The 25,675-nt window shown below is 73.4% G+C and carries 22 protein-coding genes and 1 pseudogene; 12 read left to right on the top strand and 11 right to left on the bottom strand.

The window, feature by feature from the left end:
• Nucleotides 1-63 precede the first annotated feature (63 nt).
• The 3 genes and pseudogenes from AB0J21_RS17160 to AB0J21_RS17150 all read left to right on the top strand — a co-directional run bounded on the left by AB0J21_RS17160 (nucleotide 64) and on the right by AB0J21_RS17150 (nucleotide 2,403).
• Nucleotides 64-1,300 (top strand): annotated as a pseudogene (locus AB0J21_RS17160) (IS701 family transposase).
• 133 nt (nucleotides 1,301-1,433) lie between these two features.
• Entirely contained in the window at nucleotides 1,434-1,658 is a 225-nt protein-coding gene (locus AB0J21_RS17155; RefSeq protein WP_363146804.1) for a hypothetical protein, read from the top strand.
• On the top strand, nucleotides 1,651-2,403 hold the full coding sequence (locus tag AB0J21_RS17150; protein WP_363146803.1) for a hypothetical protein: 753 nt from the start codon (nucleotides 1,651-1,653) through the stop codon (nucleotides 2,401-2,403). The genes AB0J21_RS17155 and AB0J21_RS17150 overlap by 8 nt, the downstream gene beginning before the upstream one ends.
• 174 nt (nucleotides 2,404-2,577) lie before the next feature.
• Here the strand turns inward: AB0J21_RS17150 and AB0J21_RS17145 are convergent, their stop codons facing one another.
• Nucleotides 2,578-2,955 carry an ArsR family transcriptional regulator gene (locus tag AB0J21_RS17145; RefSeq protein ID WP_363146802.1) on the bottom strand — a complete coding sequence of 126 codons (378 nt, stop codon included), beginning with the start codon at nucleotides 2,953-2,955 and terminating at the stop codon, nucleotides 2,578-2,580.
• Nucleotides 2,956-3,105: 150 nt separating this feature from the next.
• Here AB0J21_RS17145 and AB0J21_RS17140 point away from each other — a divergent pair, with 150 nt between their 5' ends.
• The gene (locus AB0J21_RS17140) at nucleotides 3,106-4,428 is read left to right on the top strand and encodes an MFS transporter (RefSeq protein WP_363146801.1); all 1,323 of its coding nucleotides are present in this window, start codon (nucleotides 3,106-3,108) and stop codon (nucleotides 4,426-4,428) included.
• A gap of 16 nt (nucleotides 4,429-4,444) precedes the next feature.
• Here AB0J21_RS17140 and AB0J21_RS17135 read toward each other — a convergent pair whose 3' ends face one another.
• The 4 genes from AB0J21_RS17135 to AB0J21_RS17120 form a co-directional block, all read right to left on the bottom strand.
• Nucleotides 4,445-4,882: a cupin gene (locus AB0J21_RS17135; RefSeq protein ID WP_363146800.1), complete on the bottom strand. Its 438-nt coding sequence runs from the start codon at nucleotides 4,880-4,882 to the stop codon at nucleotides 4,445-4,447.
• A gap of 207 nt (nucleotides 4,883-5,089) precedes the next feature.
• Nucleotides 5,090-5,764, bottom strand: a complete 675-nt coding sequence (locus AB0J21_RS17130) for an FMN reductase (RefSeq protein WP_363146799.1) — start codon at nucleotides 5,762-5,764, stop codon at nucleotides 5,090-5,092.
• Nucleotides 5,761-6,912 (bottom strand): LLM class flavin-dependent oxidoreductase, encoded by a 1,152-nt coding sequence (locus AB0J21_RS17125; protein WP_363147209.1) that lies wholly within the window; start codon nucleotides 6,910-6,912, stop codon nucleotides 5,761-5,763. The genes AB0J21_RS17130 and AB0J21_RS17125 overlap by 4 nt, the downstream gene beginning before the upstream one ends.
• 230 nt (nucleotides 6,913-7,142) lie before the next feature.
• Complete coding sequence (locus tag AB0J21_RS17120) at nucleotides 7,143-7,790, bottom strand: TIGR03086 family metal-binding protein (protein WP_363146798.1); 648 nt, start codon at nucleotides 7,788-7,790, stop codon at nucleotides 7,143-7,145.
• Between the two features lie 132 nt (nucleotides 7,791-7,922).
• On the opposite strand from AB0J21_RS17120, the gene AB0J21_RS17115 reads away from it, so the two are divergent.
• The 3 genes from AB0J21_RS17115 to AB0J21_RS17105 all read left to right on the top strand — a co-directional run bounded on the left by AB0J21_RS17115 (nucleotide 7,923) and on the right by AB0J21_RS17105 (nucleotide 9,363).
• Nucleotides 7,923-8,258, top strand: a complete 336-nt coding sequence (locus tag AB0J21_RS17115; RefSeq protein ID WP_363146797.1) for a YnfA family protein — start codon at nucleotides 7,923-7,925, stop codon at nucleotides 8,256-8,258.
• Between the two features lie 122 nt (nucleotides 8,259-8,380).
• On the top strand, nucleotides 8,381-9,154 hold the full coding sequence (locus AB0J21_RS17110; protein WP_363146796.1) for an SDR family NAD(P)-dependent oxidoreductase: 774 nt from the start codon (nucleotides 8,381-8,383) through the stop codon (nucleotides 9,152-9,154).
• Between the two features lie 5 nt (nucleotides 9,155-9,159).
• Entirely contained in the window at nucleotides 9,160-9,363 is a 204-nt protein-coding gene (locus AB0J21_RS17105) for a hypothetical protein (RefSeq protein WP_363146795.1), read from the top strand.
• A 58-nt stretch (nucleotides 9,364-9,421) separates the two neighbouring features.
• On the opposite strand, the gene AB0J21_RS17100 is transcribed toward AB0J21_RS17105, so the two are convergent.
• Nucleotides 9,422-10,786 (bottom strand): MFS transporter, encoded by a 1,365-nt coding sequence (locus tag AB0J21_RS17100; protein WP_363146794.1) that lies wholly within the window; start codon nucleotides 10,784-10,786, stop codon nucleotides 9,422-9,424.
• Between the two features lie 497 nt (nucleotides 10,787-11,283).
• On the opposite strand from AB0J21_RS17100, the gene AB0J21_RS17095 reads away from it, so the two are divergent.
• Nucleotides 11,284-12,582, top strand: coding sequence for an ester cyclase (locus AB0J21_RS17095; protein ID WP_363146793.1), 1,299 nt, complete (start codon nucleotides 11,284-11,286; stop codon nucleotides 12,580-12,582).
• A gap of 237 nt (nucleotides 12,583-12,819) precedes the next feature.
• On the top strand, nucleotides 12,820-13,602 hold the full coding sequence (locus AB0J21_RS17090) for a DeoR/GlpR family DNA-binding transcription regulator (RefSeq protein ID WP_363146792.1): 783 nt from the start codon (nucleotides 12,820-12,822) through the stop codon (nucleotides 13,600-13,602).
• 44 nt (nucleotides 13,603-13,646) lie between these two features.
• Here AB0J21_RS17090 and AB0J21_RS17085 read toward each other — a convergent pair whose 3' ends face one another.
• The 4 genes from AB0J21_RS17085 to AB0J21_RS17070 form a co-directional block, all read right to left on the bottom strand.
• Complete coding sequence (locus tag AB0J21_RS17085; protein WP_363146791.1) at nucleotides 13,647-14,942, bottom strand: FAD-dependent oxidoreductase; 1,296 nt, start codon at nucleotides 14,940-14,942, stop codon at nucleotides 13,647-13,649.
• A 5-nt stretch (nucleotides 14,943-14,947) separates the two neighbouring features.
• On the bottom strand, nucleotides 14,948-16,498 hold the full coding sequence (locus tag AB0J21_RS17080; RefSeq protein WP_363146790.1) for an NAD(P)/FAD-dependent oxidoreductase: 1,551 nt from the start codon (nucleotides 16,496-16,498) through the stop codon (nucleotides 14,948-14,950).
• Nucleotides 16,495-17,955, bottom strand: a complete 1,461-nt coding sequence (locus AB0J21_RS17075; RefSeq protein ID WP_363146789.1) for an FGGY family carbohydrate kinase — start codon at nucleotides 17,953-17,955, stop codon at nucleotides 16,495-16,497. Before AB0J21_RS17075 ends, AB0J21_RS17080 begins: the two co-directional genes overlap by 4 nt.
• 341 nt (nucleotides 17,956-18,296) lie before the next feature.
• On the bottom strand, nucleotides 18,297-19,490 hold the full coding sequence (locus tag AB0J21_RS17070) for an RtcB family protein (RefSeq protein WP_363146788.1): 1,194 nt from the start codon (nucleotides 19,488-19,490) through the stop codon (nucleotides 18,297-18,299).
• Between the two features lie 310 nt (nucleotides 19,491-19,800).
• Between AB0J21_RS17070 and AB0J21_RS17065 the strand changes: the two genes are divergently transcribed.
• The 3 genes from AB0J21_RS17065 to AB0J21_RS17055 all read left to right on the top strand — a co-directional run bounded on the left by AB0J21_RS17065 (nucleotide 19,801) and on the right by AB0J21_RS17055 (nucleotide 23,775).
• Nucleotides 19,801-20,796: a DUF3558 domain-containing protein gene (locus AB0J21_RS17065; RefSeq protein WP_363146787.1), complete on the top strand. Its 996-nt coding sequence runs from the start codon at nucleotides 19,801-19,803 to the stop codon at nucleotides 20,794-20,796.
• Nucleotides 20,797-20,962: 166 nt separating this feature from the next.
• Nucleotides 20,963-21,958, top strand: a complete 996-nt coding sequence (locus AB0J21_RS17060; RefSeq protein WP_363146786.1) for a DUF3558 domain-containing protein — start codon at nucleotides 20,963-20,965, stop codon at nucleotides 21,956-21,958.
• Between the two features lie 215 nt (nucleotides 21,959-22,173).
• Nucleotides 22,174-23,775, top strand: coding sequence for a DUF2637 domain-containing protein (locus tag AB0J21_RS17055; protein ID WP_363146785.1), 1,602 nt, complete (start codon nucleotides 22,174-22,176; stop codon nucleotides 23,773-23,775).
• An 82-nt stretch (nucleotides 23,776-23,857) separates the two neighbouring features.
• On the opposite strand, the gene lysS is transcribed toward AB0J21_RS17055, so the two are convergent.
• Nucleotides 23,858-25,618 (bottom strand): lysine--tRNA ligase, encoded by a 1,761-nt coding sequence (lysS, locus tag AB0J21_RS17050; RefSeq protein ID WP_363146784.1) that lies wholly within the window; start codon nucleotides 25,616-25,618, stop codon nucleotides 23,858-23,860.
• Nucleotides 25,619-25,675: the final 57 nt, after the last annotated feature.

Genomic DNA, 25,675 nt, shown 5'->3' with positions numbered 1-25,675 from the left:
GAGTCGGTGGCCGCAGGTCACAGCATAGATCCAGGCCGTTGGCGGGAGGCGTTCGAGGTGGTCATGGGTCGGATCGCGGGCCGGTTCACCCGGGTCGAGCCCCGGCTGCGGGCCGGCCGGTTGGTGATGGGCTTGATGCCGGACCTGCCCCGTAAGAACTGCTGGACGATCGCGGAGTGGGCTGGGGAAGCGAACCCGCACGGCATGCAGCACCTACTGTGCCGGGCCTCTTGGGACGCTGACGCCGTTCGTGACGATGTCCGCGAGTACGTCGTCGAGCATCTTCACGACGAGCAGGCGGTGCTGGTCGTGGACGAGACCGGCGACGTGAAGAAGGGCACCCACACCGTCGGGGTCCAGCGCCAGTACACCGGCACCGCCGGCCGGATCGAGAACTCCCAGGTCGCCGTCTATCTCGTCTATGCGGGCGCACGCGGGCACGCGGCTGTGGACCGGGAGTTGTACGTCCCGCGCTCATGGACTGACGATCCCGAGCGTTGCCGTGCGGCCGGGCTGAGCGAGGACCGTCTTCGCCACCAAGCCGGAACTGGCCCGCGTGATGATCGAACGGTTCCTGGACGCCGGGCACCGCATCGACCGGGTGACCGGCGACGAGGTCTACGGCGGCAACCCGAAATTGCGGACGGCCCTGGAAGAACGCGGCATGGGCTATGTCCTCGCGGTGGCCTGCTCGGCCGAAGTGACCACCGGTGCGGGAAAGTTCCGCACTGACGCGCTGGCCAGGAAGCTCCCCAAGCGGGCCTGGCAGAAGCTGTCCGCCGGACGCGGCGCGAAGGGGCACCGCTACTACGACTGGGCCGTCATCGACCTCACCGACCCGGCGCCGGGCCACCGTCAGCTGCTGATCCGGCGCAACCGCACCACCGGCGAACTCGCCTACTACCGCTGCTATTCCACCGCGCCGGTCCCGCTGCACACCCTGGTCAAGACGGCCGGATCCAGGTGGCGGGCGGAGGAAACCTTCCAGACCGAGAAGGGCCTGGCCGGACTCGATGAGCACCAGGTCCGCCGCTACCCGTCCTGGAGCCGCTGGGTCACCCTCGCCATGCTCGCCCACGCCTTCCTGGCCGTCGTCCGAGCCGAGGAACACACCCAGCGGCCAGGCCCCGACGACCTGATCCCGCTGACCTGCAACGAGATCCACCACCTCTTCCTCACCGCCACCGTCCGCCCCCTCCACGACCTCGCCCACCGGATCGACTGGTCCAACTGGCGCCGCTGCCACCAGTCACGATCACAGGCCGGCCATTACCGGCGACAAACCGCAACCCAAGCATGAAGATCACGATCTACAGCTGGAGTACTACACCGGCGGCGACGCCGTCCACATCTCCAGCACCCCGCCCCGCACGGCCTCCGGCCATGGATGGTGGGTCGACAAGAACAGCAGAGGCGCCAAAGCGAAGGTCACCGTGAAGTTGCAGGTCGTGGAGGCTGGTGCGTGGCACACCGTTGCCACCGCCGGCGAGACCGTTGCCCAGGGCGGCGGCGCGGGCAAGCGCACCACCGCCCGCAAACCCTGTTCCAGCACGAAGTCCACGACCTGGCGCAGCGTCGTGGACGTCGACATCATCGGAACGGGCGACTCCCCGAACAAGCTCTATACCCCCGCTGTGAAGAGGACGTGCAGTGCCTGACCTGGACGACGCGCCTATCACGGAGGTGATGAGCTGCGAGGTGTCCGGCACGCTGCGCCTGCACCCGTGGTTCTCCGACACCGGCCTGGAGGAAGACCTGTACAGCCTGGCTGTCAAACGCGCCCAGGCGTACGGCTGGACCACCACCCTGCACAGCGCCGGTACCGAGCCCGCCTCCATCCGCTGGCACCACGCCGACGCCGCCCAGGACTGGTCCCAGGACGGACGGATTCGCCGCCTCGCCGCCCTGGAGATCTACCCGGTCACCCCCCACGGGCAGGCCCTGCCCCTTCTCCCGGTCACCCAGGTCGTCACCGACTGCCTCGACCGCGTCGGCGAGGCACGCCTGACCGCCTACCGGTACCAACTCCCCGTCCACCTCGCCCACGACCTCGGTACCGTCGCCGCCGACGGGGATGCCTGGTTCTCCCTCTCCCCGCCGGACGCCGCCGCGCGGGCCGAGATCACTGCCGAACTTCCCCCGTCCGGGCAGGACAAGATCATCGACACCCTGGCCGGCCGGAACGCGCTGCGCCTCGGCCCGGCCCGGCCCGGCCCGCAGTCCGGCGGCAGCCACCCGCCCGGGAGCGGAGGCTCACCTACGCGCCCATGGACCTGGCCGGTTCTCCTGCCCGAATGGAGCCCGTCCGCCGCAGCCTGGGCTACGGCAGTCCTCTGCGACGTCCTGTGCGAGACGGGCGTACGGCACACCACCATCCGCGTCGGCCACCTCGACAACGGCTGACACGACGAGCTGATCCGTCGGTGGGTGACGAGACGGCAGACGCATTCCGGGACGGCGTCGATCAGCGGCGTGAGCGCACTTCGGCCGTGGATGCGCCGGTCCTCCACGCGGACGACCGGGAACCTTGGCGCGACGGACTGGGCGATCCTGGACGAGTTCCAGCGCCCCCGCCCCTCACCCCTCCTCCGTCCACTCCGCCACCAGCGCCAGCAGCCCCGGGAAGCGGGCCTCCAGGTCGGTGACGCGTACCTGGCTGCGGCGTTCCAGGCCGTACTGGCGCTGGCGGGTCACGCCGGCCTCGCGCAGGGCCTTGAAGTGGTGGGTCAGGGAGGACTTCGGGCGGTCGATGCCGAACCAGCCGCAGCTGTGGTCGAAGCGCTCCGACTCCAGGAGCAGGGCGCGCACGATGCGCAGCCGCAGCGGGTCGCTCAGCGCCGCGAGCACCGTCTCCAGGCGCAGTTGAGCGACCGCGGGTTCGGGCAGCGGTTCCGGGAGGTCCGGCGGCTCGGGGAACACCCGGAACCGCGCTCGGTCGTCGGCCGTCGCCACCATGTCCACTCCTCGCCGTCCGTCCGCACAGCAGGGACCCCTGCGGCCCCGCCCCCGAACTCGCTTGTACGAGTTCCATCGTACTTGCTGCTAAGTTCGACTCGACTCGTACAAGGCCGGCGTTTGCCGGAACGGATCGAGAGGGGGGCTGTCATGCCCGCGAACAGGGATGTGCTCGGGGACGGGGCGGCGCGCACGGGGCCGGGGTGGGAGCGCGCGCGGCGGGAGGGCACGCGGGCGAGCGGGGTGGGGCCGGTTCCGGTGCGGTGGGTGTGGCTGGCGAGCTGGCCGGTGACCGCCGTGTTCGTCCTGTCCAACGCCGCCACGCCGCTGTACGTGCGCTGGCAGCACGGGATTGGCTTCTCGAAGGGCACGCTGACCGTCGTCTTCGCCTTCTACATCGTGGGGCTGCTCGGCTCCCTGCTGTTCTCGGGCGCCGCGTCCGACCGCTGGGGCCGCAAGCCGGTGCTGGTGCCCGCGCTGCTGCTGGCCGTGGTGGCCTGCGTGCTCTTCGCGACGGCGACGACGGTGACCGCGCTGCTCGTGGCCAGGCTGTTGTCGGGGATCGCGGTCGGGGCCGTCGTCTCCGCCGGGATGGCGGCCGTGACGGAGGTGGCGGGGCCCGCCCGGCGGGCGCTCGGTGCGCTTCTCGCCTCGTGCGCGATGGTGTTCGGTGCGGGGCTCGGGCCCTTCCTGGCCGGGCTGCTGAGCGAGACGGTGCCGGGCCCGACGGTCACGGTCTTCGTGGTGGAGGCCGTCCTGCTGCTGTCGGCGCTCGTGGCGGTGTGGCGTCTGCCGCTGCCCGGCCGGGCGGGCGCGGCGCTCGCGCGCGGCGCGCTCGTACGGGTCCCGCGGGTGCCGAAGGGGGACGGGGTGCGGCTGGCCGCCGGGCTCGCGGTGTTCGCGCCGGGCATCACCGCGACCTCGTTCGTGCTCTCGCTGGGCCCTTCGCTGCTGTCCGGTCTGCTCGGCACGGACAGCGGGATCGTGGCGGGCTCGACGGCCTTCGTCATGTTCCTGAGCGCGACGGGGGTGCAGTTCGCGGTACGGCCGCTGCGCCGCCGCACCGTGCTGTCCCTGTCCTCGGCGGGTACGGCGCTCGGCATGGCGCTGCTCGTCGTCGCGGTGCGCTCGGCCTCGGTGACCGCGCTGGTGGCCGCCGCCGTCCTCGCCGGCGCCGGTCAGGGGCTGGGCCAGCTGAGCGGGCTGACGCTGCTCGGCACGAGCGTCCCCACGGACCGGCTCGCGGAGGCCAACGCCGCGTTCAACGTGGGGGGTTACCTGCCCGCGGGGCTGCTGCCCGTGGCCGTCGGCTACCTCAGTGACGCCGTCGGGCTGACGACGGGTTCGACGCTCTTCGCCGCCGTGCTCTTCGCCCTCGCGGCGGCCGGGGCGGTGTTCGTGACCGTACGCCGGGGGCAGCTCGGCGAGCCGTCGCCGTCCCCCTCGCCGGAGGCACGGGGGGCGGCGGGCTGAGGTCGCGGACCGCGCGTCAGACCGAGCGGCCCGGCCCCAGTCCCCCGGTGCCCGGCTTCGGGGCGGTCCCCGGCTGGTAGCGCGGCGCCTCCTCGTAGTTCAGCGCCTCGGCCATCGAGACGGTCAGCAGGACCACCGCGTCGTTGACCGCCTTGAGGCCGTGGAAGACCCTGGGGACGAGCAGGATCTCGCCCATGTCGAGGACCAGGTCGCCTTCGAGGCTGTTGGGCCTGGTGAGCTTCACACGGCCCTTCAGCACCTGGAGCGTGGCCTCGTCGGGCCCCTCGTGGTCGGAGAGGTCCGTACCGGCGAGCAGCGAGATGACGGTCTGGCGCAGGGCGTGGCCGGTGCCGCCGTGCAGGGTCCTGGCGGCGCGCCTGGAGGGGGCCGCGAGGGCTTCGAGGTGCAGCTCGTTCGCGACCGTGTCCAGCGAGAGGGGCTCCATCGGGTCCATGCGGACCAGCCTGGCCCAGACGCGCCGCACCCGCACGGCGAGACGTCCGTGCGGGTGTGCCTGTCGGGCGCGGTGGCCCGGACTCGGTGCCGCCGGGTGACGTGGCCTCCGGCTCGATGCCCTCGGGTGACGTGACCCCGGGGCCCCGTGCCGCCGGACGGCGCCCCCTCAGGTGGCCCGACACCGCCGCGCGCCCCAGCCCCCCGCTCAGCTCTCGCGCAGGGCCGCGAGGTGGTCGGCGAAGGGGACGACGTCCTCGAAGGCGTCCTGCGAAGCGCGCCGCGTCCCGCCCGTGCCGGTCATGAGCGCCGCGAGTTCGCCGGCCGCCCGCGCGGTACGGGCCGCGAGCGGTCCGCCGCTGCCCTCCGCGCCGGTGCCCCAGTCCTCGGAGGCCGCGTACACGGCGGTCGGTACGACCACGGCCCGCAGGTACGCGAAGAGCGGGCGCAGCGCGTGTTCCAGGGCCAGCGAATGGCGGGGCGAGCCGCCGGTCGCCGCGATGAGCACCGGCTTGCCGGTCAGCGCCTCCTGGTCCATGACGTCGAAGAACGACTTGAACAACCCGCTGTACGAGGCGGAGAAGATCGGCGTCACGACGATCAGCCCGTCCGCGCCCGTGACCTTCTCCAGCGCCGCGTCCAGCCCGGGCGGCGGGAAGCCGGTCACGAAGTTGTTCGCGATGTCCTTCGCGAGGTCGCGCAGCTCGATCACGTCGAGCCGCACCTCCCCGGCCGCCTCAGCGCTCTCCAGCGCCCTGACGGTGGCCTCGCCGAGCCGGTCCGCGAGCAGCCGGGTCGAGGAGGGGACGCTCAGGCCCGCCGAGACCACGGCCAGCCGCACCGGGGCCTTCGTCGGGGTCTCCTCGTGCGTCGCCGTGGTCATCGCCCGGTCGCCTCCGTCCTGTCGTCGTTCTTGTCGTCGTTCTTGTCGTCGCCGGTGCTGTCGCCCGTGCGCTGACCGGCGGCCTTCGCCACGAGGGAGGAGTGGGTCGGCGCGTCCGGCACCCCGGCCGGGCGGCCCTTGGCGAACTCCTCGCGCAGCACCGGCACGACCTCTTCGCCGAGGAGGTCGAGCTGTTCCAGGACCGTCTTGAGCGGCAGCCCCGCGTGGTCCATCAGGAACAGCTGGCGCTGGTAGTCGCCGACGTCCTCGCGGAAGGACAGGGTCCGCTCGATGACCTGCTGCGGGGAGCCCACGGTCAGCGGGGTCTGCGCGGTGAACTCCTCCAGCGAGGGGCCGTGCCCGTAGACCGGCGCGTTGTCGAAGTACGGGCGGAACTCCCGTACCGCGTCCTGCGAGTTCTTCCGCATGAACGCCTGGCCGCCGAGGCCCACGATCGCCTGCGCCTCGGTGCCGTGGCCGTAGTGCGCGAAGCGGTTGCGGTAGAGCCGGATCATGCGCTTGGTGTGGTGCATGGGCCAGAAGATGTTGTTGTGGAAGAAGCCGTCGCCGTAGTACGCGGCCTCCTCGGCGATCTCCGGCGAGCGGATCGAGCCGTGCCACACGAAGGGCGCGACCCCGTCCAGCGGGCGTGGCGTCGAGGTGAAGGACTCCAGCGGGGTGCGGAACTTCCCGGCCCAGTTGACGACGTCCTCGTGCCACAGCTTGTGCAGCAGCGCGTAGTTCTCGATGGCCAGCGGGATGCCCTCGCGGATGTCCTTGCCGAACCAGGGGTAGACCGGCCCGGTGTTGCCCCGGCCGAGCATGAGGTCGGTGCGGCCGTCCGCGAGGTGCTGGAGCATCGCGAAGTCCTCGGCGATCTTCACCGGGTCGTTGGTGGTGATGAGCGTCGTGGACGTCGACAGGATCAGCGAGGACGTCTTCGCGGCGAGGTAGCCGAGCATCGTGGTCGGCGAGGACGGTACGAAGGGCGGGTTGTGGTGCTCACCCGTCGCGAAGACGTCGAGGCCCACCTCCTCGGCCTTCCGCGCGATGGCCAGCATCGCCTTGATCCGCTCGCCCTCACTGGGTGTCCGCCCGTTCGTCGGGTCAGTGGTGACGTCACCGACGCTGAAGATCCCGAACTGCATACCCATGGTGCGGTCACCTCTCCGCGCTGCGTGGTGCGGTGCGCCCGGGGCCGCTGTGGACGGTCCGGCGGCGCCCCGCCTGAGTGGTCGGCCGGACAGTCACCCGATTTAGTTGACTGTTCAACCACACTCGCCCTAACGGCCTCCCCCACCCGTCTATTCCACGCCTCCCCGCACCCGCCCGCACCTGGGGGACGGGGCTACGCGCACCCGCCCGCACCGGGACGGGACTACGCGCCTGCACCCCCGCCCGGCGGCGTCCACCCCTGGTCCCGGCCCGTCCGGGCGAGCAGCCGGTCCATCGGGGAAGCCTCGGCGGGGACCGTCACCGGCTCCCCGAAGGCGCCCATCTTCCGGCCGGTCGGCCCCATCCGCGCCATGAACGCGTGCAGCACCTCGACGCCCACCGGATCGGGCGCGAACCCCTGTCCGGTGGCGCGGGCGAGGTCCCAGGCGTGCACCGTGAGGTCGACCAGGGCGAGCGTCCCCACGGTCCGCGCGGGCAGCCCCATCGCCCCCGCCGTCCCCTCCTCGGCGCCCGGCGCCGCCCAGGCCCCGACCAGCCCCCTGGCCTCCTTCTCGAACCCGGTCCGCCAGTCCTCACCCGTACGGTCGGGCGCGGGCGCGGCGAAGTCGACATCCCGCCGGGCGGCCATGGCCTGGAAGTCCACCGTCACGCGGTACAGGTGGTTGAGCAGCCCCCGCACGTCGTAGTCCCGGCACGGCGTCGGGTCCCCGAAGCGCGCCTCCCCGATCCCGCGCACCACGGGAACCGCCCGCTCGACGGCGCGCGCGAGCAGATCACTCACCGGCGAGTCCACGGTGTACGGCTCCCGCGTGTACGGATCGCCGGTCTGGGCTTCTGTCGTGTTGTCCATGGCGTCACGGTAGGGAGGAAGCACGGGCCGGGACGGGAGAGACGCGCGGTACGGCGGGACTACGGCGAGGCGGACGGGCCACCCCGGAAACCGCCTACCACAGGGCCCAACCGCCATGACAGGCTCTCCCCCATGTCCGTAGTGCGTTCCGTCCTGCTCTTCGTCGTCGCCGCCCTCTTCGAGATCGGCGGTGCCTGGCTCGTGTGGCAGGGCGTGCGCGAGCACCGGGGGTGGGTGTGGGCCGGGGCCGGGGTGATCGCGCTCGGCCTCTACGGCTTCGTCGCGACCCTTCAGCCCGACGCCGAGTTCGGGCGCATCCTGGCCGCGTACGGCGGGGTCTTCGTCGCCGGGTCGATCGCCTGGGGCGTCGTCGCCGACGGGTACCGGCCGGACCGCTGGGACATCACCGGGGCACTGGTCTGCCTGGCCGGAATGGCCGTGATCATGTACGCGCCCCGGGGGCACTGACCCGTCGGGCCCCGGGGACTGACCGGTCGGGCCCCGAGGGCACTGGCCCGTCGGCGAGCGCGCGTGCCTATCCTGAAAGTCCCGGCGCCGTCCGGCCGGGACCACCCTCAGGAGGACCGCTCATGACCGCCGCCGCCCCCACCGCCGTCGTCACCGGAGCGAGCGGGGGCATCGGCGCCGCCACCGCGCGGCAGCTCGCCGGGGCCGGGTACGACGTCGTGCTCACGGCCCGCCGCAAGGACCGGGTCGAGGCGCTCGCCGCCGAACTGCGCGCGGCCGGGCACCGCGCCGAGGCGCACGCGCTGGACGTCACCGACCGGGCCGCCGTCGACGCCTTCACCACCGCGCTGACCGCCGCCCACCCCTCCGTGGACGTGCTGGTCAACAACGCGGGCGGGGCGCTCGGCGCCGACCCCGTCGCGAGCGGCGACCCCGCCGAGTGGCGCGCGATGTACGAGGTCAACGTCCTCGGCACCCTCCACGTGACCCAGGCCCTGCTGCCCGCCCTCACCGCGAGCGGCGCCGGCACCGTCGTCGTCCTCACCTCGACGGCGGGCCACGGCACCTACGAGGGCGGCGCCGGGTACGTGGCCGCCAAGCACGCCGAGCACGTCCTCGCCGAGACCCTGCGCCTGGAGATCGTCGGCACCCCCGTGCGCGTCATCGAGATCGCGCCCGGCATGGTGCGGACCGAGGGCTTCGCGCTGACCCGTTTCCACGGCGACGAGGAGAAGGCCGCCAGGGTCTACGCGGGCGTCGCCGAACCCCTCACCGCCGAGGACGTCGCCGACACGATCGCCTTCGCGGTCACCCGCCCCGCACACGTCAACATCGACCTGCTCGTGGTCCGTCCCCGCGCCCAGGCCTCCAACACCAAGGTGCACCGGGAGCAGTGATCCGCATGACACCCACCGACCCGCCCGCCCACGACGCAGGGGACCCGCTCGCCGACCCCCTCGTCCGGCTCTCCAAGGAGTACGACGACGCACGTCTCGCCGAGGAGACGAAGAACGAGCGCTACATGTGGTGGTACCTCGCGTACTTCCTCTTCGGCATCCACCTCGTCGCCTTCGTCATGATCCTCGCGGTCGAGCACGCGAAGTGAGCGGCACGTGTAGTGAACGGCATGTGAGGACCGGCTCCTGAGGTGACCGGGGGCGGCCTCAGGAGGCCCCGACGGTCGCAGGAACGGTGCCCGCGACCGGCTCGCCCTCGCCCGAGAGGTCCTTGCCCGCGCTCTCCCGGTAGCCGAAAAGCACCGCGAAGAAGGAGACGACGGCGAGTCCGCCCAGGTAGCACCAGACCGAGTAGAGCGAGCCGGTCCAGCCGACGAGGGCCGTGGAGATCAGCGGGGCGGTGCCCGAGAAGAGCGCGAAGGGCACGTTGAAGCCGAGCGCCGTCGCCGTCACCCGCACCCGGGTGGGCACCATCTCGGGCAGGCTCGCGGTCGCCGGTACGGCGATGCAGAACTCCGGCACCAGGTAGACGAGTTGGGCGAGAACCGCCCAGCCCCAGGTGCCGTTCTGGGCGAGGCGGAAGGAGAGCGGGACGAGGACGACGCAGGCGACGCAGCCGGCGAGCAGCATCGGTTTGCGGCCTACCCGGTCGCTCAGCAGCCCGGCGAGGGCGAGCAGCGGCAGGTACGCGGCGAGCGAGAGCATGTTGCTGGAGAACGCCGCCGAGCGGCTGAGGCCGCCCTCGTCGCTGAGCCACTGCGGGAGATAGGTGACCCAGACGAACGAGAGCACCGCGTTGGTCATGGCGTACCCGCTGAAGGTGAGCAGCGGACGCCAGTAGCGGCGGATCGTCTCCATCACGGGCGACTCCTCGGGCACCGCGTCCCCCTCGACCGCCGCCAGGAAGGCGGGCGTCTCGGCGACCCGGCGGCGCAGCAGCAGGCCCCCGGCGGCGAGCGGGAGGGCGACGAGGAAGGGCAGCCGCCAGCCCCAGGAGGACATCTGGCCCTCGGTGAGCAGCGCGGTCACGAGGGAGGAGAGCGCGGCGCCGACGAGCAGCCCGCCGAAGACCCCCATCGAGGCGTAGCCCATGAAGAGCCCGCGCCTGCGCCGGGGGGCGTACTCGATGATGAAGGTGAGCGCCCCGCCGTACTCGCCGCCGTGCACGATGCCCTGCACCACCCGGATCAGGAGCAGCAGCACGGGCGCGGCCACGCCGACCTGGTCCCAGGTGGGCAGGACACCGACGCAGGCGGTGAAGACGCCCATCAGGCTGATGGTGAGGGTGAGCATGGCCCTGCGGCCCACCCGGTCCCCGATGCGCCCGAAGAAGACCCCGCCCAGCGGCTGCACGAGGATGCCGATCGCGAAGGTCGCGTAGGTACTCAGCAGCGAGAGCGTGTGGTTGCCGGACGGGAAGAAGGAGTCGGCCATGACCGGGGCGAGGAAGCCGTAAAGGCCGAGGTCGATCTGCTCGACGAAATTGCCGATGCAGCCGGCCACCACCGCCCGGGACATGCCCTGCGGGGGCGGGTCCTCGGCCTTGGCGGTGAGGGGCGCTGGAGGGGCCATGGTTCTCTCCTACGGGGAGGGAGGGCGGGACGGGGACGCGACCGCTGGGTGAGGACTGGACCGGGGGGCCGCGTCGGGGGCCTGCCGGGGCGTCGGCGGGCGGGACGGGGAGACAGGCCCCGGCAGACGGGGGCCCGCCCCGGAGCGCTGTCCGGTTCCCGGATGTGCATGCGTATGCACCGAGCCGTCAAGCTAGACCCGGGCTGCCCGTCCGTCAACATTTCTGACCAGAGGTGCCCGTTCTTGACCGGAACTCTTGCCGCGACGCCGGGCGCGGGCGTACGTTCCTCCGTGAGTCCCGCACCCGGCGAGCCGCGCCGGAGCAGTGCGGTCCCTTTCCGTACGGGGCCGCCGGGCCGGGCGTCCACCGCCCCGGGTGGTCCGCACCGGCCGCCGTGCCGAGGCGGCGTGCACCACGTCGGGAAGCGCCCGGCCGTGGCCCGCCCGCCGGCCGGCGCATCCCGGCCGGTCCCGTCTCCCCTAAGGAGTGCACCCTCATGAAGGAACCCGAGCTGCGGCCCGCGCCGGCGGCCGACGCGGTCGAGCGCGGCCGGGCGAGCGCCGGGGCCGAGGAGCGTGCCGAGTCCCGGCCGCCCTCGCCGGGGAGCGGGTCCCGCCCGCGGACCCCGGGGGCCGGCGGCCCCTTCGCCGGAGCCGGGCGCGTCCCCGCCGCCCGGCGCCACATGCCGTCCGACTTCTCCCTCGCCCTCGCCCCCGGCCGGGGCGCCGACCTCCCCGGGCTGCGGGGGCCCGAGCCGATACCGGGCTCCCGGGAGCGGCGGCAGTCGCTGCGCGGCTTCGAGGAGGGCTACAGCGACATCGTGGACTGGATCGTCCGGATCACCCATCGCATCTGGGAGGACCAGGACGTCGGCTACATCTACGACACGTACGCGCCCGGCGCGCGCATCCACGACGACACCGGACTGAAGACCGGCGTCGAGCAGCTCATCGGCAGCACGCTGCAACGTATCCACGCGTTCCCCGACTGCCGTCACTACGCCGACGACGTGATCTGGGCGGGCGACGACGAGCAGGGCTTCGTCACCTCGCACCGCGACGTGAACGTCGGCCACCACACCGGTCGCTGGAACTGGGGCGAGCCCACCGGCCGGCGGCTGGACACCTGGGTGATCGCCAACTGCGTGGTGCGCGAGAACGAGATCTACGAGGAGTGGGTGCTCTACAACACCGGCTCCGTGCTGCGACAGACGGGCTTCGACGTCCGCGAGGCGGCCCGCGCGCACGGCAACGCGCTCACCGGCCCCGTCCTCGACGACCGGCAGGCGGGCGAGGCGGAGCGGCTGCTCGGCGGGCGCAAGCCGCTGCCCTACCCGCCCGCGCCGGAGGGCTCCGGCTTCGACGTCGAGCACACCGTCCGGGCCCTCTTCCACCACCTCTTCAACCGCCGCGACCTGAGCGCCGTCGACCGCGCCTACGCGCCCACCGTGCGCTGGTACGGGGCCTCGGACCGTACGGCCTACGGGCGCGGGGAGGTCCGGGCCTGGTTCCGTTCGCTCGTCTCCACCTTCCCCGACCTCGGGGCGCAGGTGGACGAGGTGTACTGGATGGGCAACGACCGGGACGGTTACCGGGTGTCGGTGCGCTGGTCGGCGGTGGGCACCCACCGCGGCTGGGCGCTCTACGGCGAACCGACCGGGCGGCGGGTCCACCTGTGGGGCATCTCGCAGCTGTACTTCGTGGACGGGCTCGTCGTGGAGGAGTGGAATCTCTTCAACGAGTTCGCGGTGCTCGGCCAGTTGCTGCGGGACGAGCCGGGGAAGCTGACCGGCTGACGCGGGGAAGCTGACCGGCTGGCGGCCGGATGGACGGCGTGCCGACGGCGGCGGGCGCGGGAGGGCTCCGGGAGACCGGGGCGCCCGCGCCCGCCGCCGTCGTACCGCCGTCCGGGGGCGCGCGCCCCGCCGTACCGCCCGCAGGGCCCCGCTTGACCAGGGACGGGGGGCGGCCCACAGTTGCCGTCGAAAGCAGTCACGAGCAGTCACGGCCACAGAAGGAGCGAGAGCAGCGCGATGTTGCCCGCCGAGCGTCACCAGCGGATCGCCGCCGCCCTGCGGCAGACGGGGATGATCAGCACCGAGGAACTGACCGAGCGGCTCGGGGTGTCCGCCGAGACGGTGCGCAGGGACCTCGGGCTCATGGAACGCGAGGGGCTGCTGCGCCGGGTGCGCGGGGGCGCGGCGACGCCGGGCGCGGTCCGTGACCCGGCCGGTGAGGAGCCCTCGTTCTCGGAGCGTTCGCAGGCGCGGCAGACGGCGAAGCACGCGATCGGGCGGGCGGCGGCGCGGCTGGTGGAACCCGGGATGACCCTCGTCATCGACGTGGGGACGACGGCCGAACAGGTCGCGCGCTGCCTGCCGGAGGACTTCCGGGGCTTCGTGGCGACGCCCTCGCTGCTGGTGGCAGGGCTGCTGTCGGGGCGGGCGGAGATCGAGGTGATGGTGCCCGGGGGCCGGGTGCGCGCGGGTGACCAGGTGTGCAGCGGCCCGGGGACGGTGGCCTTCTTCGAGGACCTGCATCCCGACGTGGCCTTCGTCGGCTCGGGCGGTGTGGACGCGACGGCCGGGGTGACGGACTTCCACTTCGCCGAGGTCGCCACGAAACGCGCGATGGCCGCCCGCGCCGCGCGCTGCTGGGTGCTCGCCGACGCGGCGAAGCTCCAGTCCGTCGCCCCGCACCGGGTGTGTTCCCTGGACGAGGTGACGGGTGTGCTCACGGACGCCGCCCCCGCCGAGCCGCTGGCGCGGGCGGCCCGCGAGGCGGGGGCGGAGCTGGTGGTGGCGCCGGAGGGGTGAGGAGCCCCGCGACGCGGGGCGGGGCCCTGCCTCCCGCGGACCGCTCAGTCCAGGCCGATCGTGACCGGTCCCGCGTCCGGGCGGGCCTCGGCGACGAGGGACCAGGGGAGGCGGAAGACGCGGCCGGGGGCGGCGGGCCAGGGCAGGGTGCGGCGGTGGAGGACACGGCCGTCCTGGCGGGCGGTCACCTTGGGTGCGGCCACGAAGGTGTCCGTCCACAGCGAGAGGCGTTTACGCGGGGGCGCCGGGTCGCCGGGGTGCAGCAGTCCGGGCGCGATCCAGCGCAGCGGGGCCTCGGTCAGCAGCCGCACGCCGTCCCCCTCGGGCGCTCCGGCCCCCGTGCGCAGCCACGACTCGACCTGTGCGGCGACGTGTGCGCCGTCGAGGGCGGCGATGTCGGCGGTGTCCACGGGGTGCAGCAGGTTGCCCGCGGCGAACACGCCGGGGGCGCTGGTGCGCAGCGCGGTGTCCACGAGCGGGGCGCGACTGGCCGGGTCCATGGTGAGACCGGCCAGGCGGGCGAGTTCGTGGTCCGGGATCCAGTCGCCGGTGAAGACGACGGTGTCGCAGGCGACGCGGGTGCGGGCGCCGGTGTCGAGGTGGGTGAGTTCGACGGCCTCGACCCGCCCCTTGCCGATGACGCGGCTGACCTTGGCGCGCCGGGCGACGGGCAGGTTCAGCACGGTGCGCCCGGCGAGGTTGACCAGGCCGTAGGACTCCGGCCTGGGATGGGAGCTGACCATGAGCGCGGTGCGGCAGCCCGCCTCGCGCAGCGTCAACGCCGCCGAGTAGCTGACGAGTTCGGCGCCGACCACGACGGCCCGTTCGCCGACGGGCTGGTGGTGGAGGTGGACGAGGTTCTGCAACTGCCCGGTGGTGAGCACCCCGTGCGGTCGGTCCCCGGGTACGAGGCGGGCGCTGCGCGGGCGTTCGCGGGCGCCGGTGGCGAGGACGACGGCGTCGGCGGTGACCCGCGCGCGTCCCTGCGGGCCGGTGATCTCGACGGTACGCGGGCCGGCCCAGCCGGTGACGGTGGTGGCGGTGCGCAGGACGGCCCCGGCGGCGGTGGCGCGGTCGGCGAGGAGACGGGCGTAGGCGGGGCCGCGCAGGACGCGGCGCAGGTCACGCAGTCCGTAGCCGGTGTGGTCGCTGTGCCGGGGGATGCCGCCTGGCCGCTGCTCGCGGTCGAGGACGAGGACCTCGCCGGGCAGCCGGCGGGCGAGCCGTTCGGCGGCGGTGAGTCCGGCGGGCCCGGCGCCGATGACGAGGACCTGCGGGGTGTGGACGGGGAGGGTCACGGCCTCGTCGGGCGGGGCCGCGGGGTGGACGGGGATGGTCACGGAGGTCACCTCTGCTGTGCGGTCCCGGCGGGGCGGGCGGGGGCTGCGGCCTGGGCGGAGCCGGGGGCCGGGGTGGCGAAGCCGATGGCGTGCGCGGCGGCGGCCGGTACGTGCGGGGCCCGGTCCCCGGCGCTCTCGGCGCCCGCCGCCGCGCAGCGGGCCCGTACCTCGGCCCCGCAGTAGAAGCCCTGGCAGCGGCCGTTCATGGCGCGGGTGCGGCGGCGCAGCCCCTCGGGGGTGCGGGCGGGGACCTCGGAGTGGAGCGCGTCGCGGATCTCGCCCTCGGTGACGCGTTCGCAGAAGCAGACGACGGTGCCGTAGGCGGGGTCGGCGGCGATGAGCCCGGCGTCCTGGTACGGGCGGGTGCCCGCCTCGCCCAGGTTCGGCATCCTGGGCGGCTCGGGCAGGCCGGTACGCGGGGCCAGGGACAGGCCGGTGCCGGCGAGCAGGTCGCGGACGTGTTCGGCGAGGGCCATGCCGGAGGTGAGGCCGGTGGAGCGGATTCCGCCGACGAGGACGTACCGTCCGTCGGGCTCGGCCTCCACGAGGTAGTCGGGGTGGTCGACGGCGGCGCGCAGTCCGGCGTAGCTCGCGGTGACCTCTTCCTGGAGCAGGCGCGGCATGAGCTTCTCGCCCTTGCCGAGCAGGAAGGCGAAGCCGTCCTCGGAGGTGCCGGTGGCGCCCCGGTCGGTCAGGTTCTCGGAGGTGGGGCCGAGCATGACGTTGCCGTAGATGGTCGGCGAGATGAGCACGCCCTTGCCGCGTTTGCTGGGCACCGGCAGCACGATGCGCGGGGCGAGGGGCCGGGCGAGCTTGTCGTAGACGAGGAGTTCGCCGCGCCGGGGGGTGACGGTGAAGCGGTCGTGGCCGAAGAGCCGGTCGACGTGGTCGGCGCCGAGCCCTGCGGCGTTGACGACACGGCGGGCGCGGACGGGCCCGGCGGGCGTGTCCAGCACGGTGACGTCGCCCTCCTCGGTGCGTACGGCGGTGACCGGGTGGTCCAGGAGGAGTGTGGCCCCGCGGCGGACGGCGTCGGTGGCGAGGGCGAGGCTGGTGGTCCAGGTGCAGATGATCGACTCGTCGGGGACGGTGAGCCCGCCGCGTACGCCCTCGCCGAGGCCGGGCACGAGGTGCCTGACCTCCTCGGCGGAGATGATCCGGCAGTGCTCGTAGCCGTTCGCCCCGGCCTTCTCGCGCAGCCCCGGCAGGGCGTCGAGTTCCTCGTCGTTCCAGGCGACGAGGACGGCCCCGGTGCGTTCGACGGGGATGCCGGTCCGCTCGGCGTACGCGGAGAGCAGGGCGTAGCCGCGCCGGACGAGACGGGCTTCCAGGGTGCCGGGGGTCGCGTCGAAACCGGTGTGCAGGATCGCGGTGTTGGCCTTGCTCGTGCCGTCGCCGACGTCGGAGCGTGCCTCCACCAGGGCCACCGTCAGCTCGTGCCCGGCGAGTTCGCGGGCGATGGCGCACCCGACGATGCCGCCGCCGACGACGGCGACGTCGTGCACAGGCGTGTCCTGGCCCGGGGTGGTGGGGTGACCGGCCGGGATGGTGCTCATGCGGTTGCTCCTTGGGCGTACGGGGCCGGGTGCGGGGAGGCGGCCGAGGCGGCCCCGGCGGCGGCCTGCCAGCGGGCGAGGTGGTCGGCGGCGCGGTCGGCGCTCCAGCGCGGGGTGACGACGGCGGAGGGCGGCCCGGCGGGGGCGGCACCGGCCAGGCCCAGCCCCGGGTCGAGGGCGAGCCGGGCGAGCGCGGCGGCGCCCAGCGCGGTGGCGTGCTCGCTGGCGTGCACCTCGACCGGGATCTGGGCGAGGTCGGCCTGGGCCTGGAGCAGGGCGCGGCTGCGGGTGAGGCCGCCGTCGGCGCGCAGGCTGCCGATGGGGGCGCCGGTGTCCCGGGCGACGGTGGCGCACAGGGTCGCGACCTGGGCGGCGATGCCCTCCAGGACGGCGGCGACGAGGTGGCCGGGGCGGGTGGCGAGGGCGAGCCCTTCGAAGCGGGCGCCCGCCCCGGGGCTCCACCAGGGGGCGGCGAGCCCGGCGAAGGCGGGTACGCACAGGGCGCCCCCGCTGCCCCCGGCGGCTGCCGTGTCGAGGTCCGCGGCGGAGGCCAGCAGGCCCATGTCGGTGAGCCAGCGCACGGCCGAACCCGCGGTGTACACCTGCCCGTCAAGGCAGTACGCGCTCTCTCCCGCGGTCCGCCAGGCGCAGGACAGCGCGAGCCCGCCGGCCGAACGGACGGCCTCGGCCCCGGTGTTCGCGAGGAGGAAGGCGCCGGTGCCGTACGTGCACTTGGCGGTGGAGGGGGTGAGGCAGCCCTCGGCGAGGAGGGCCGCCTGCTGGTCCACGACGAGTCCGGCGACGGTGGCGGGCGGCCCGAAGGCGCTGGTGGTGCCGACGGGTTCGTCGCAGCGCACGAGGCGGGGCAGGCGTTCGCCGTCGAGCCCGAAGAGGCCGAGCAGGTCCTCGTCCCAGTCGAGCCGGTCGATGTCGAGGAGCAGGGAGCGGCTCGCGGTGGTGACGTCGGTGACGAAGGCCCCGGTGAGGTGGTGCAGGAGCCAGGAGTCGGTGGTGGTGACGACGCCCCCGGTGGTGACGTGGGCGCGCAGCCAGGCCATCTTCGGCGCGGAGAAGTACGGGTCGAGCGGCAGCCCGGTGCGGGCGGCGACCTCGGCGGCGCGCGGGGCGAGCGGCCCGGTCACGCTCCCGGCGCGCCGGTCCTGCCAGACGATCGCCGGGGAGAGCGGGCGGCCGGTGTCCGGGTCCCAGGCGAGCACGGTCTCACCCTGGTTGGCGAGGGCGACGACGTCGGGGGCGCGTCCCGCCTCGGCCACGGCCTGCCGCCCGGCGCCGAGCACGGAAGCCAGGAGCGCGGCCGGGTCCTGCTCGACCCCGCCACCGGGCAGGTAGCGGGGACGTACGTCGTGCAGGGCGACGGCGAGCGGTTCGAGCCGCTCGTCGGTGAGGACGGCCTTCGTCCCGGAGGTGCCCTGGTCGATGCTGAGGATGGTGGTCATGGCCGGGTCCTTCTGCGGTGCGGCTGGTGCGGGGCCGGTGTCCAGGGGTCGGTCGGCGCCGGTGCCGCCGCCCGGGGCACCGCCCCGGGGCCGTACCGCCGCACGCCGAACGAAGCGCTGACCGTAGATGACCGCTACTGTGGCTTTCTGACCGCACCCGAGTCAAGGGGGCGGGAGGAATTCGCACTCCACCGGCAGCCGGGACACCGGACGGCCCAACGCCCGGACAACCGAACGGCGGAGGCCCCAGACCCCCGCCGCTCCACCCGGCACGCGCACCGCACCACTCGGCCCGGCACGCGCACCACCCACGGGCGGCCCGCACACCGCCCCCTCGCCCCTCACCCCTTCACGCACACCACCTGCTTGAGCTTGGCGACGACCTCGACCAGGTCGCGCTGGCGCTCCATGACCTGCTCGATCGGCTTGTAGGCGGCCGGGATCTCGTCGACGACGCCCGAGTCCTTGCGGCACTCGACGCCCCTGGTCTGCTCCTCCAGGTCCTTCGCGGAGAACCGCCGCTTCGCCGCGTTGCGGCTCATGCGGCGACCCGCGCCGTGCGAGGCCGAGTTGAAGGCGGCGGAGTTGCCGAGGCCCTTCACGATGTACGAGGCGGTGCCCATGGAACCGGGGATGATGCCGAACTCCCCGGCCCCGGCCCGGATCGCGCCCTTGCGGGTCACGAGCAGGTCCACGCCGTCGTACCGCTCCTGCGCGACGTAGTTGTGGTGGCAGCTGATCTCCGCCTCGAAGGAGGGCTTCGCCTTCTTCAGCTCCTTGCGGACCGCGTCCTTGAACAGGGCCATCATCACGGCCCTGTTGTGCTTCGCGTACTCCTGCGCCCAGTACAGGTCGTTGCGGTAGGCCGCCATCTGCGGGGTGTCCGCGACGAACACCGCGAGGTCCCGGTCGACGAGCCCCTGGTTGTGCGGCAGCCTCTGCGCGACGCCGATGTGGTGCTCCGCCAGCTCCTTGCCGATGTTGCGCGAACCGGAGTGCAGGACGAGCCACACCGCGCCGGACGTGTCCACGCAGACCTCGGCGAAGTGGTTGCCCGAACCGAGCGAGCCCATCTGCTTCATGGCCCGCTCCTCGCGGAAGCGCACGGCCTCGGCCACACCGCCGAACCGGGACCAGAACGCGTCCCAGCCCGCCGTCGGGTAGCCGTGCAGCCGGCCGGGGTCGACCGGGCTGTCGTGCATACCGCGCCCCACCGGGATGGCCTGCTCGATGCGGCTTCGCAGGCGGGAGAGGTCGCCGGGCAGGTCGTTCGCGGTCAGTGAGGTGCGGACGGCCGACATCCCGCAGCCGATGTCCACGCCCACGGCCGCCGGGCACACCGCGTCGCGCATCGCGATGACCGAACCGACCGTGGCCCCCTTGCCGTAGTGCACGTCGGGCATCACGGCGAGGCCCGCGATCCACGGCAGGGTCGCGACGTTCTGCAACTGGCGCAGCGCCACGTCCTCGACCTGGGCCGGGTCGGCCCACATCCTGATGGGGACCTTGGCCCCCGGAATCTCCACGTACGACATACGTCCCCCATGAGCTGGAAATCGGCGACGGGCGGGCGGTGGGCGGACATCGATTCCTCGTCCACCACCCGTTTCCGCACAAAAACGAAAGCGCAAATACCGGATCCATGGTCAACAAAGCGGACAGCGGACCGGCATCCGGAGCGGCGCGTGCGGTACACATTGTCTGCATCGGCCGCATACCGGCGGCAACTGGATTACCGAGTCTCCGGACTACCGGACTACCGGACTACCGGCGGGAAGACCCGGCGGCGCGGTCTGCGCACCGCGCCGGCCGGCGGCGCGCGGCCACGAGGGGAGCCCTACCACCATGCGGCGAAAGGTCTACGTACCGGGCGCGGCGGCGCTCCTTGCCGTCGTCCTGTGCGGCTGTACCGGCGGGTCGGCCGACGAGGGCGGCGCCGCGGACGGCAAGCCCGGCACCCAGGACACGACGGCCGCGGCCGCGCAGCCCGGGAAGTACGGCACGCTGCCGGAACCCTGCGGGGTGCTCGACCACGGCACGCTGGACTCGCTGCTGCCCGGCCTCAAACAGCTGGACGAGGACGAGCGGGACAAGGCGTACCAGGGCACGATGTCGCTGACCTACGACAACGAGCGCCGGGTGGGCTGCCACTGGAAGGCCGAGGACACCGACGGTTCGGACGCCCTGCGGATCGACCTGGAGCGCGTCGTGTCGTACGACGCCGGCGTGAGCGACGACGAGAGCGCCACCTCCGTCTACGAGAAGCTGGAGACGGCCGCGGATCTGCCCACGGCCCCCGGCACGGCCCCGGTCGTCACCCCGTCCCCGACCGACGGCCGGAAGAGCACGGACAAGAGCACGGACGGGGACACGGGCGGGGACGAGGGCGCGGACTCGCGCTCGGGGAAGGACGCCGCGGAGGGCACCGGCCCGGACGGCGACAAGGGCCGCGAGGAGTCCCCGGACGCCTCCGCCACCGCCGGCTCCCCGTCCGCCCCCTCGGGAGCGGACGGGAAGAACACAAGCCCCTCTTCCACCACCAATCCCGGCAATGGTGACTCCGGGGGTGATTCGGGTGTTCCGGGCACTCCGCAGCCCGAGTTGCAGCCCCGGCTGCTCTCCGGACTGGGGAACTCCGCGTTCCTCGACGACCAGCTCGCGAAGGCCGGCGCGGCCACCGGGCGGCGCACCGTGACTGTGGTGTTCCGCACGTCGAACGTCGTGGTGAGCGTCGAGTACGAGCAGCAGCCGGCCCGGGCCGGGGAACTGCCCGACAGCAAGGAAATGCAGGACAAGGCGCAGAAAGTGGCCCGGTCGGTCGCCGGCTCCTTCGACGAGTGAGCGCCCCGCAGGCCCCCGGCCCCGGGCTGCGCGCGGGCTCCGGCCCGGTCCGGTGGGCGGCCGCTTCGGCGTACGGTGACTGACCGGACCTGTCGGCGGTGGCCCGCCGACACCTGCCCGGCCCGGGGCCCGTGGCCCCCGGCTGCACGACCTGAGCGAAGGAACCATGCACCGACCAGTACAGCGACTCTCCCGCATACTCGCCTGCGCAGCCGTTCCGGTGATCTTCGTGGCCGCCGGCTGCTCCTCGGACTCCGACGACTCCGCGTCCGCCGCGCAGAGCGGGAAGCAGAGCCCCTCGGCGTCCGGGGGCGCGAGCTCCGACGCCGGGAGCGGCAAGGCGACCGTCAAGGAGGAGCAGACGCCGAAGGCGAAGTTCGCGAAGCTGCCCGAGGCGTGCAAGGCCCTGTCGGAGAAGACGGTCGAGGACCTGGTCCCCGCCGCCAAGGACAAGTCCGGCACGGCGGGCACCTCGGACGAGGCATCGACGCGCGGCACCTGCTCGTGGAACGGTCTCAAGAGCAACGGGGTCGACGGTTCGCAGTACCGCTGGCTGAGCGTGTCCCTCGTCCGGTTCGACTCGGACCCGACGCTCGGCACGGGCGACAAGCGGGCCGCCTCGTACCAGGAGAAGCAGCTGCGCTCGACGCAGGCCACCGAGGGGGCGACCGGGCTGAAGACGGCGAGCGTCGCGGGCGTCGGCGACTCCGCCTCGGCGGTGCGCTACGACCTGAAGAAGAAGGAGGGCTCCTTCAAGCAGCAGACCGTCCTGGCGCGCACGGCGAACGCCGTGATCACCGTGGACTACAACGGCGCCGGCCTGGCGGGCGACAAGGCCCCGGACGCCGACAAGCTGCTGAAGGACGCCGAGAACGCCGCGAAGGAGGTGGCCGCCTCCATCGCCGCCGCCAACAGCTCGGGTTCGGGCGCGACGGGCTCCACCGGCTCCGGCGACAGCTCCGGCAAGGGCGGCGCGTCCGCCTCGCCGAGCCAGAAGTCCGACGACAAGTCCGGTGACAAGTCCGGCGATTCCAAGGCCGGAAGCGACGACAAGGCGAGCGAGAAGCCCTCGGACGAGAAGTCCTCCGACAGCAAGTCCTCCGACAGCAAGCCGGACGAGGACAAGCCCTCGGCGAGCGCCTCCGCCACCTCCGCCGAGTAGGCACCGCGTCTCCCCGGGCGCCCCGCGCCCGGCCCGCACCAGGCGTTTCCCGCCCGGTCCTGCGCCCCCACGGCCTCCGCCGTGGACCGCCGGGCCGGGCTTCTCGCTGTCCGCGCGGCCCCGCTCCCGTACGACCGCGTCCGTCACTCCCGTCCGCGTGTGCCAGTCTGGTGTCGCACGGAAATCGAACAGGGAGGGGATCGCGGGTGGCCGCGATGCAGTTGACACGGACTCACCGGATTCTGGTCGGTGTGGTCATCGCGGGCGCGGTGGTCATCGCCGGTATCGGTTTCGCGGGGTCCTACGCGGCGGTGCGCGAGCTCGCGGTCGAGAAGGGCTTCGGGAACTTCAGCTACGTCCTGCCGATCGGCATCGACGCGGGCATCTGTGTCCTGCTCGCCCTGGACCTGCTGCTGACGTGGATTCGCATACCGTTCCCGCTGCTGCGCCAGACGGCGTGGCTGCTGACGGCGGCGACCATCGCGTTCAACGGCGCGGCGGCCTGGCCCGATCCGCTGGGCGTGGGCATGCACGCCGTCATCCCGGTCCTGTTCGTGGTGTCCGTGGAGGCGGCGCGGCACGCGATCGGGCGGATCGCGGACATCACGGCCGACCGGCACATGGAGGGCGTGCGGCTGACCCGCTGGCTGCTGTCCCCCGTCCCCACCTTCGTCCTGTGGCGCCGGATGAAGCTGTGGGAGCTGCGCTCCTACGAGCAGGTGATCAAGCTGGAGCAGGAGCGGCTGGTGTACCGGGCGCGGCTGCGTTCCCGCTTCGGCCGGGCCTGGCGCCGCAAGGCCCCGGTCGAGTCGCTGATGCCGCTGCGGCTGGCCCGCTACGGGGTGCCGCTCGCCCAGACCGCCCCCTCGGGCCTCGCTGCGGCCGGTATCGAGCCGACGGTGATCCCGGGCCTGACGGGCGTGACCGGCACCGCCGGACAGCCGGCCGCCGTGGCACCGGCCGCCGCGGCACAGCAGGAGGTGGCCGCGCGGGAGACCCGGCCCGAACTGGCCCCGCCCGGCCTGCGGCAGCCCGCGCCGCGCCCCGCGCCCGGACCCGCGCAGCAGTCCCCGCCGCAGCCACCGCACGCGGAGGTGCAGGACCCGGCGGCGCACACCAGTCCGTGGTTCGCGGCGCCGCTCCAGCCCACCGAGGAGTACGCGGGCGGCTACGACCCGCAGTTCGAGCCGCCGTACGACCCGCGCGAGGAGCAGGGCGGCGAGGAGCGGGACGCCCGTTTCAACCCCCGTTTCGACGCCCCGTACCAGCCGCGCCAGTGGTACGAGCAGGAACCGCCGTACGATCCGGCCGCCGAGGAGGAGCAGGTCGCACTGGCCGACCGCGCCGAGGTCCGCGTCCCCTCCGGCCCGCACCGCACACGTCCGCTCGGCGAGGTCGGCGCCCAGGGCCGCATCCCCGGGCAGCGCACGGAGCAGAACCCGGCGGAGCAGAACCCGGCGGAGCAGCCCGGGGAGGCCGGACAGCCGGAGCAACTGCCGCAGGGCTACGGCGAGTACGGCGAGAACGAGGAGTTCCCCGGCCAGGACGAGGAGTCCGCGCCGGCCGGCCGGCAGGCGGCCCGCACCGGACTGCCGGAGGACATGTCGCGCGAGGACGCGTACTACGGGGCCTTCCGGCAGTACCGCAAGGAGGTGGGCGAGTACCCGAACGCGCGTCAGTTCGGCCTCTACCTGATGGAGATGTACGAGGTGACGGGCCGCTCCGGCGGTCCGCTCTCGGAATCGACACTCGTGCCCCAGCTCAAGAAGTTCCGGGCGCGCCACCAGGAGGAGCTGGACGCCGAGTTCTCGGCCTGAGCGCACCGCCCGCACCGCACGCGTGGGGCCCGCCACCCGGATCACCGGACGGCGGGCCCCACGTGTCGCGTACGTCCCCCGGTCAGTGCCCCAGCAGGGCGCGGACCCGGTCGGCGCCCACGGCGAGCAGCAGGGTGGGCAGGCGCGGGCCGGTGTCGCGGCTGACGAGGAGCCGGTAGAGCAGCGCGAAGAAGGTGCGCTGGGCGACCTTCAGCTCCGGGGTCGGCTTGGCGTCCGGTTCGAGTCCGGCCATGACCTTCGGCACGCCGTAGACGAGGGTCGTGAGCCCGTCGAGCGACCAGTGCTCGTCCAGGCCCTCCACGAGGCGGCGCAGCGACTCGCGGTCGGTCTCGCCGAGGGAGCCGAGCAGTTCGGCGTCGGGCTCGGCGCGTACGACGGTGCGCTGGTCGGCGGGGACGTAGGTGCCGATCCACGCCTCGGCGCGGTCGAGGCGGGGCCGCACCTCGTCCAGGGAGTCCAGCGGGTGCGCCGGGTCCAGTTCGCTGAGGATGCGCAGGGTCTGGTCGTCGGCTCCGGCGGTGATGTCGGCGACGGAGGCCAGGGTGCGGTACGGCAGCGGGCGCGGGGTGCGCGGCAGCTCCCCGGCGGCGGTGCCGACGGCCCGGGTGTACGCGGCGGTGTCGGCGGGCAGCGCGGAGCCCTCGGCGACCTTCGCGGCGAGCTTGTCCCACTCGTCGTAGAGCCGCTGGATCTCCTGGTCGAAGGCGATCTTGAAGGACTGGTTGGGGCGGCGGCGCGCGTACAGCCAGCGCAGCAGCGGCGCCTCCATGATCTTCAGCGCGTCGGCCGGGGTGGGCACCCCGCCCTTGCTGGAGGACATCTTGGCCATGCCGCTGATGCCGACGAAGGCGTACATGGGCCCGATGGGCTGCACCCCGCCGAAGATCTCGCGGACGATCTGGCCGCCGACGACGAACGAGGAGCCCGGCGAGGAGTGGTCGACGCCGGAGGGCTCGAAGACCACGCCCTCGTAGGCCCAGCGCATCGGCCAGTCGACCTTCCACACGAGCTTGCCGCGGTTGAACTCGCTGAGCTTCACGGTCTCGGCGAAGCCGCAGGCGGTGCAGGTGTAGGCCAGCTCGGTGGTGTCGTCGTCGTACGCGGTGACGGTCGTGAGGTCCTTGCCGCAGGCGCCGCAGTACGGCTTGTACGGGTAGTAGCCGCCGGCGCCGCCGCTGCCGTCGTCCTCGGCGGCCGCCCCGGAGCCCTCGGCGGCCTCCAGCTCGGCCTCGTCCACGGGCTTCTGCGACTTCTTGGCCTGCTGCTTGGGGTCCTTCTTGGTGCGGTACTGGTCGAGGATCGCGTCGATGTCCTTGCGGTGCCGCATCGCGTGCAGGACCTGCTCGCGGTAGACGCCGGAGGTGTACTGCGCGGTCTGGCTGATGCCGTCGAACTCGACGCCCAGCTCGGCGAGCGCCCCGGTCATCGCGGCCTTGAAGTGCTCGGCCCAGTTCGGGTACGCGGAGCCGGCCGGAGCGGGCACGCTGGTGAGCGGCTTGCCGATGTGCTCGGCCCAGCTCTCGTCGACGCCGGGGACACCGTTCGGGACCTTGCGGTAGCGGTCGTAGTCGTCCCAGGAGATGAGGTGGCGCACGGTGTACCCGCGCCGCCGGATCTCGTCGGCGACCAGGTGCGGGGTCATGACCTCGCGCAGGTTGCCGAGGTGGATGGGCCCGGACGGGGACAGCCCCGAGGCCACCACGACGGGGGCGCCCGGCTCCGTTTTCGCGCCCTCGGCACGACGCTCCGACTCGGCGATGACCTCGTCCGCGTAACGGGAGACCCAGTCGGTGGTCTCTGTGCTCTGAGCCACGATCGGCACGTCCTTCTTCCGGGGGTGGGGTGTGGTTACCGTCCTCCCATTCTCCCAGTTCCGTGA

Source organism: Streptomyces sp. NPDC049954 (assembly GCF_040656295.1).
Taxonomy (GTDB): domain Bacteria; phylum Actinomycetota; class Actinomycetes; order Streptomycetales; family Streptomycetaceae; genus Streptomyces.
Note: the sequence above shows the minus strand (reverse complement) of the source record. Positions and strands in the feature narration are given on the sequence as shown.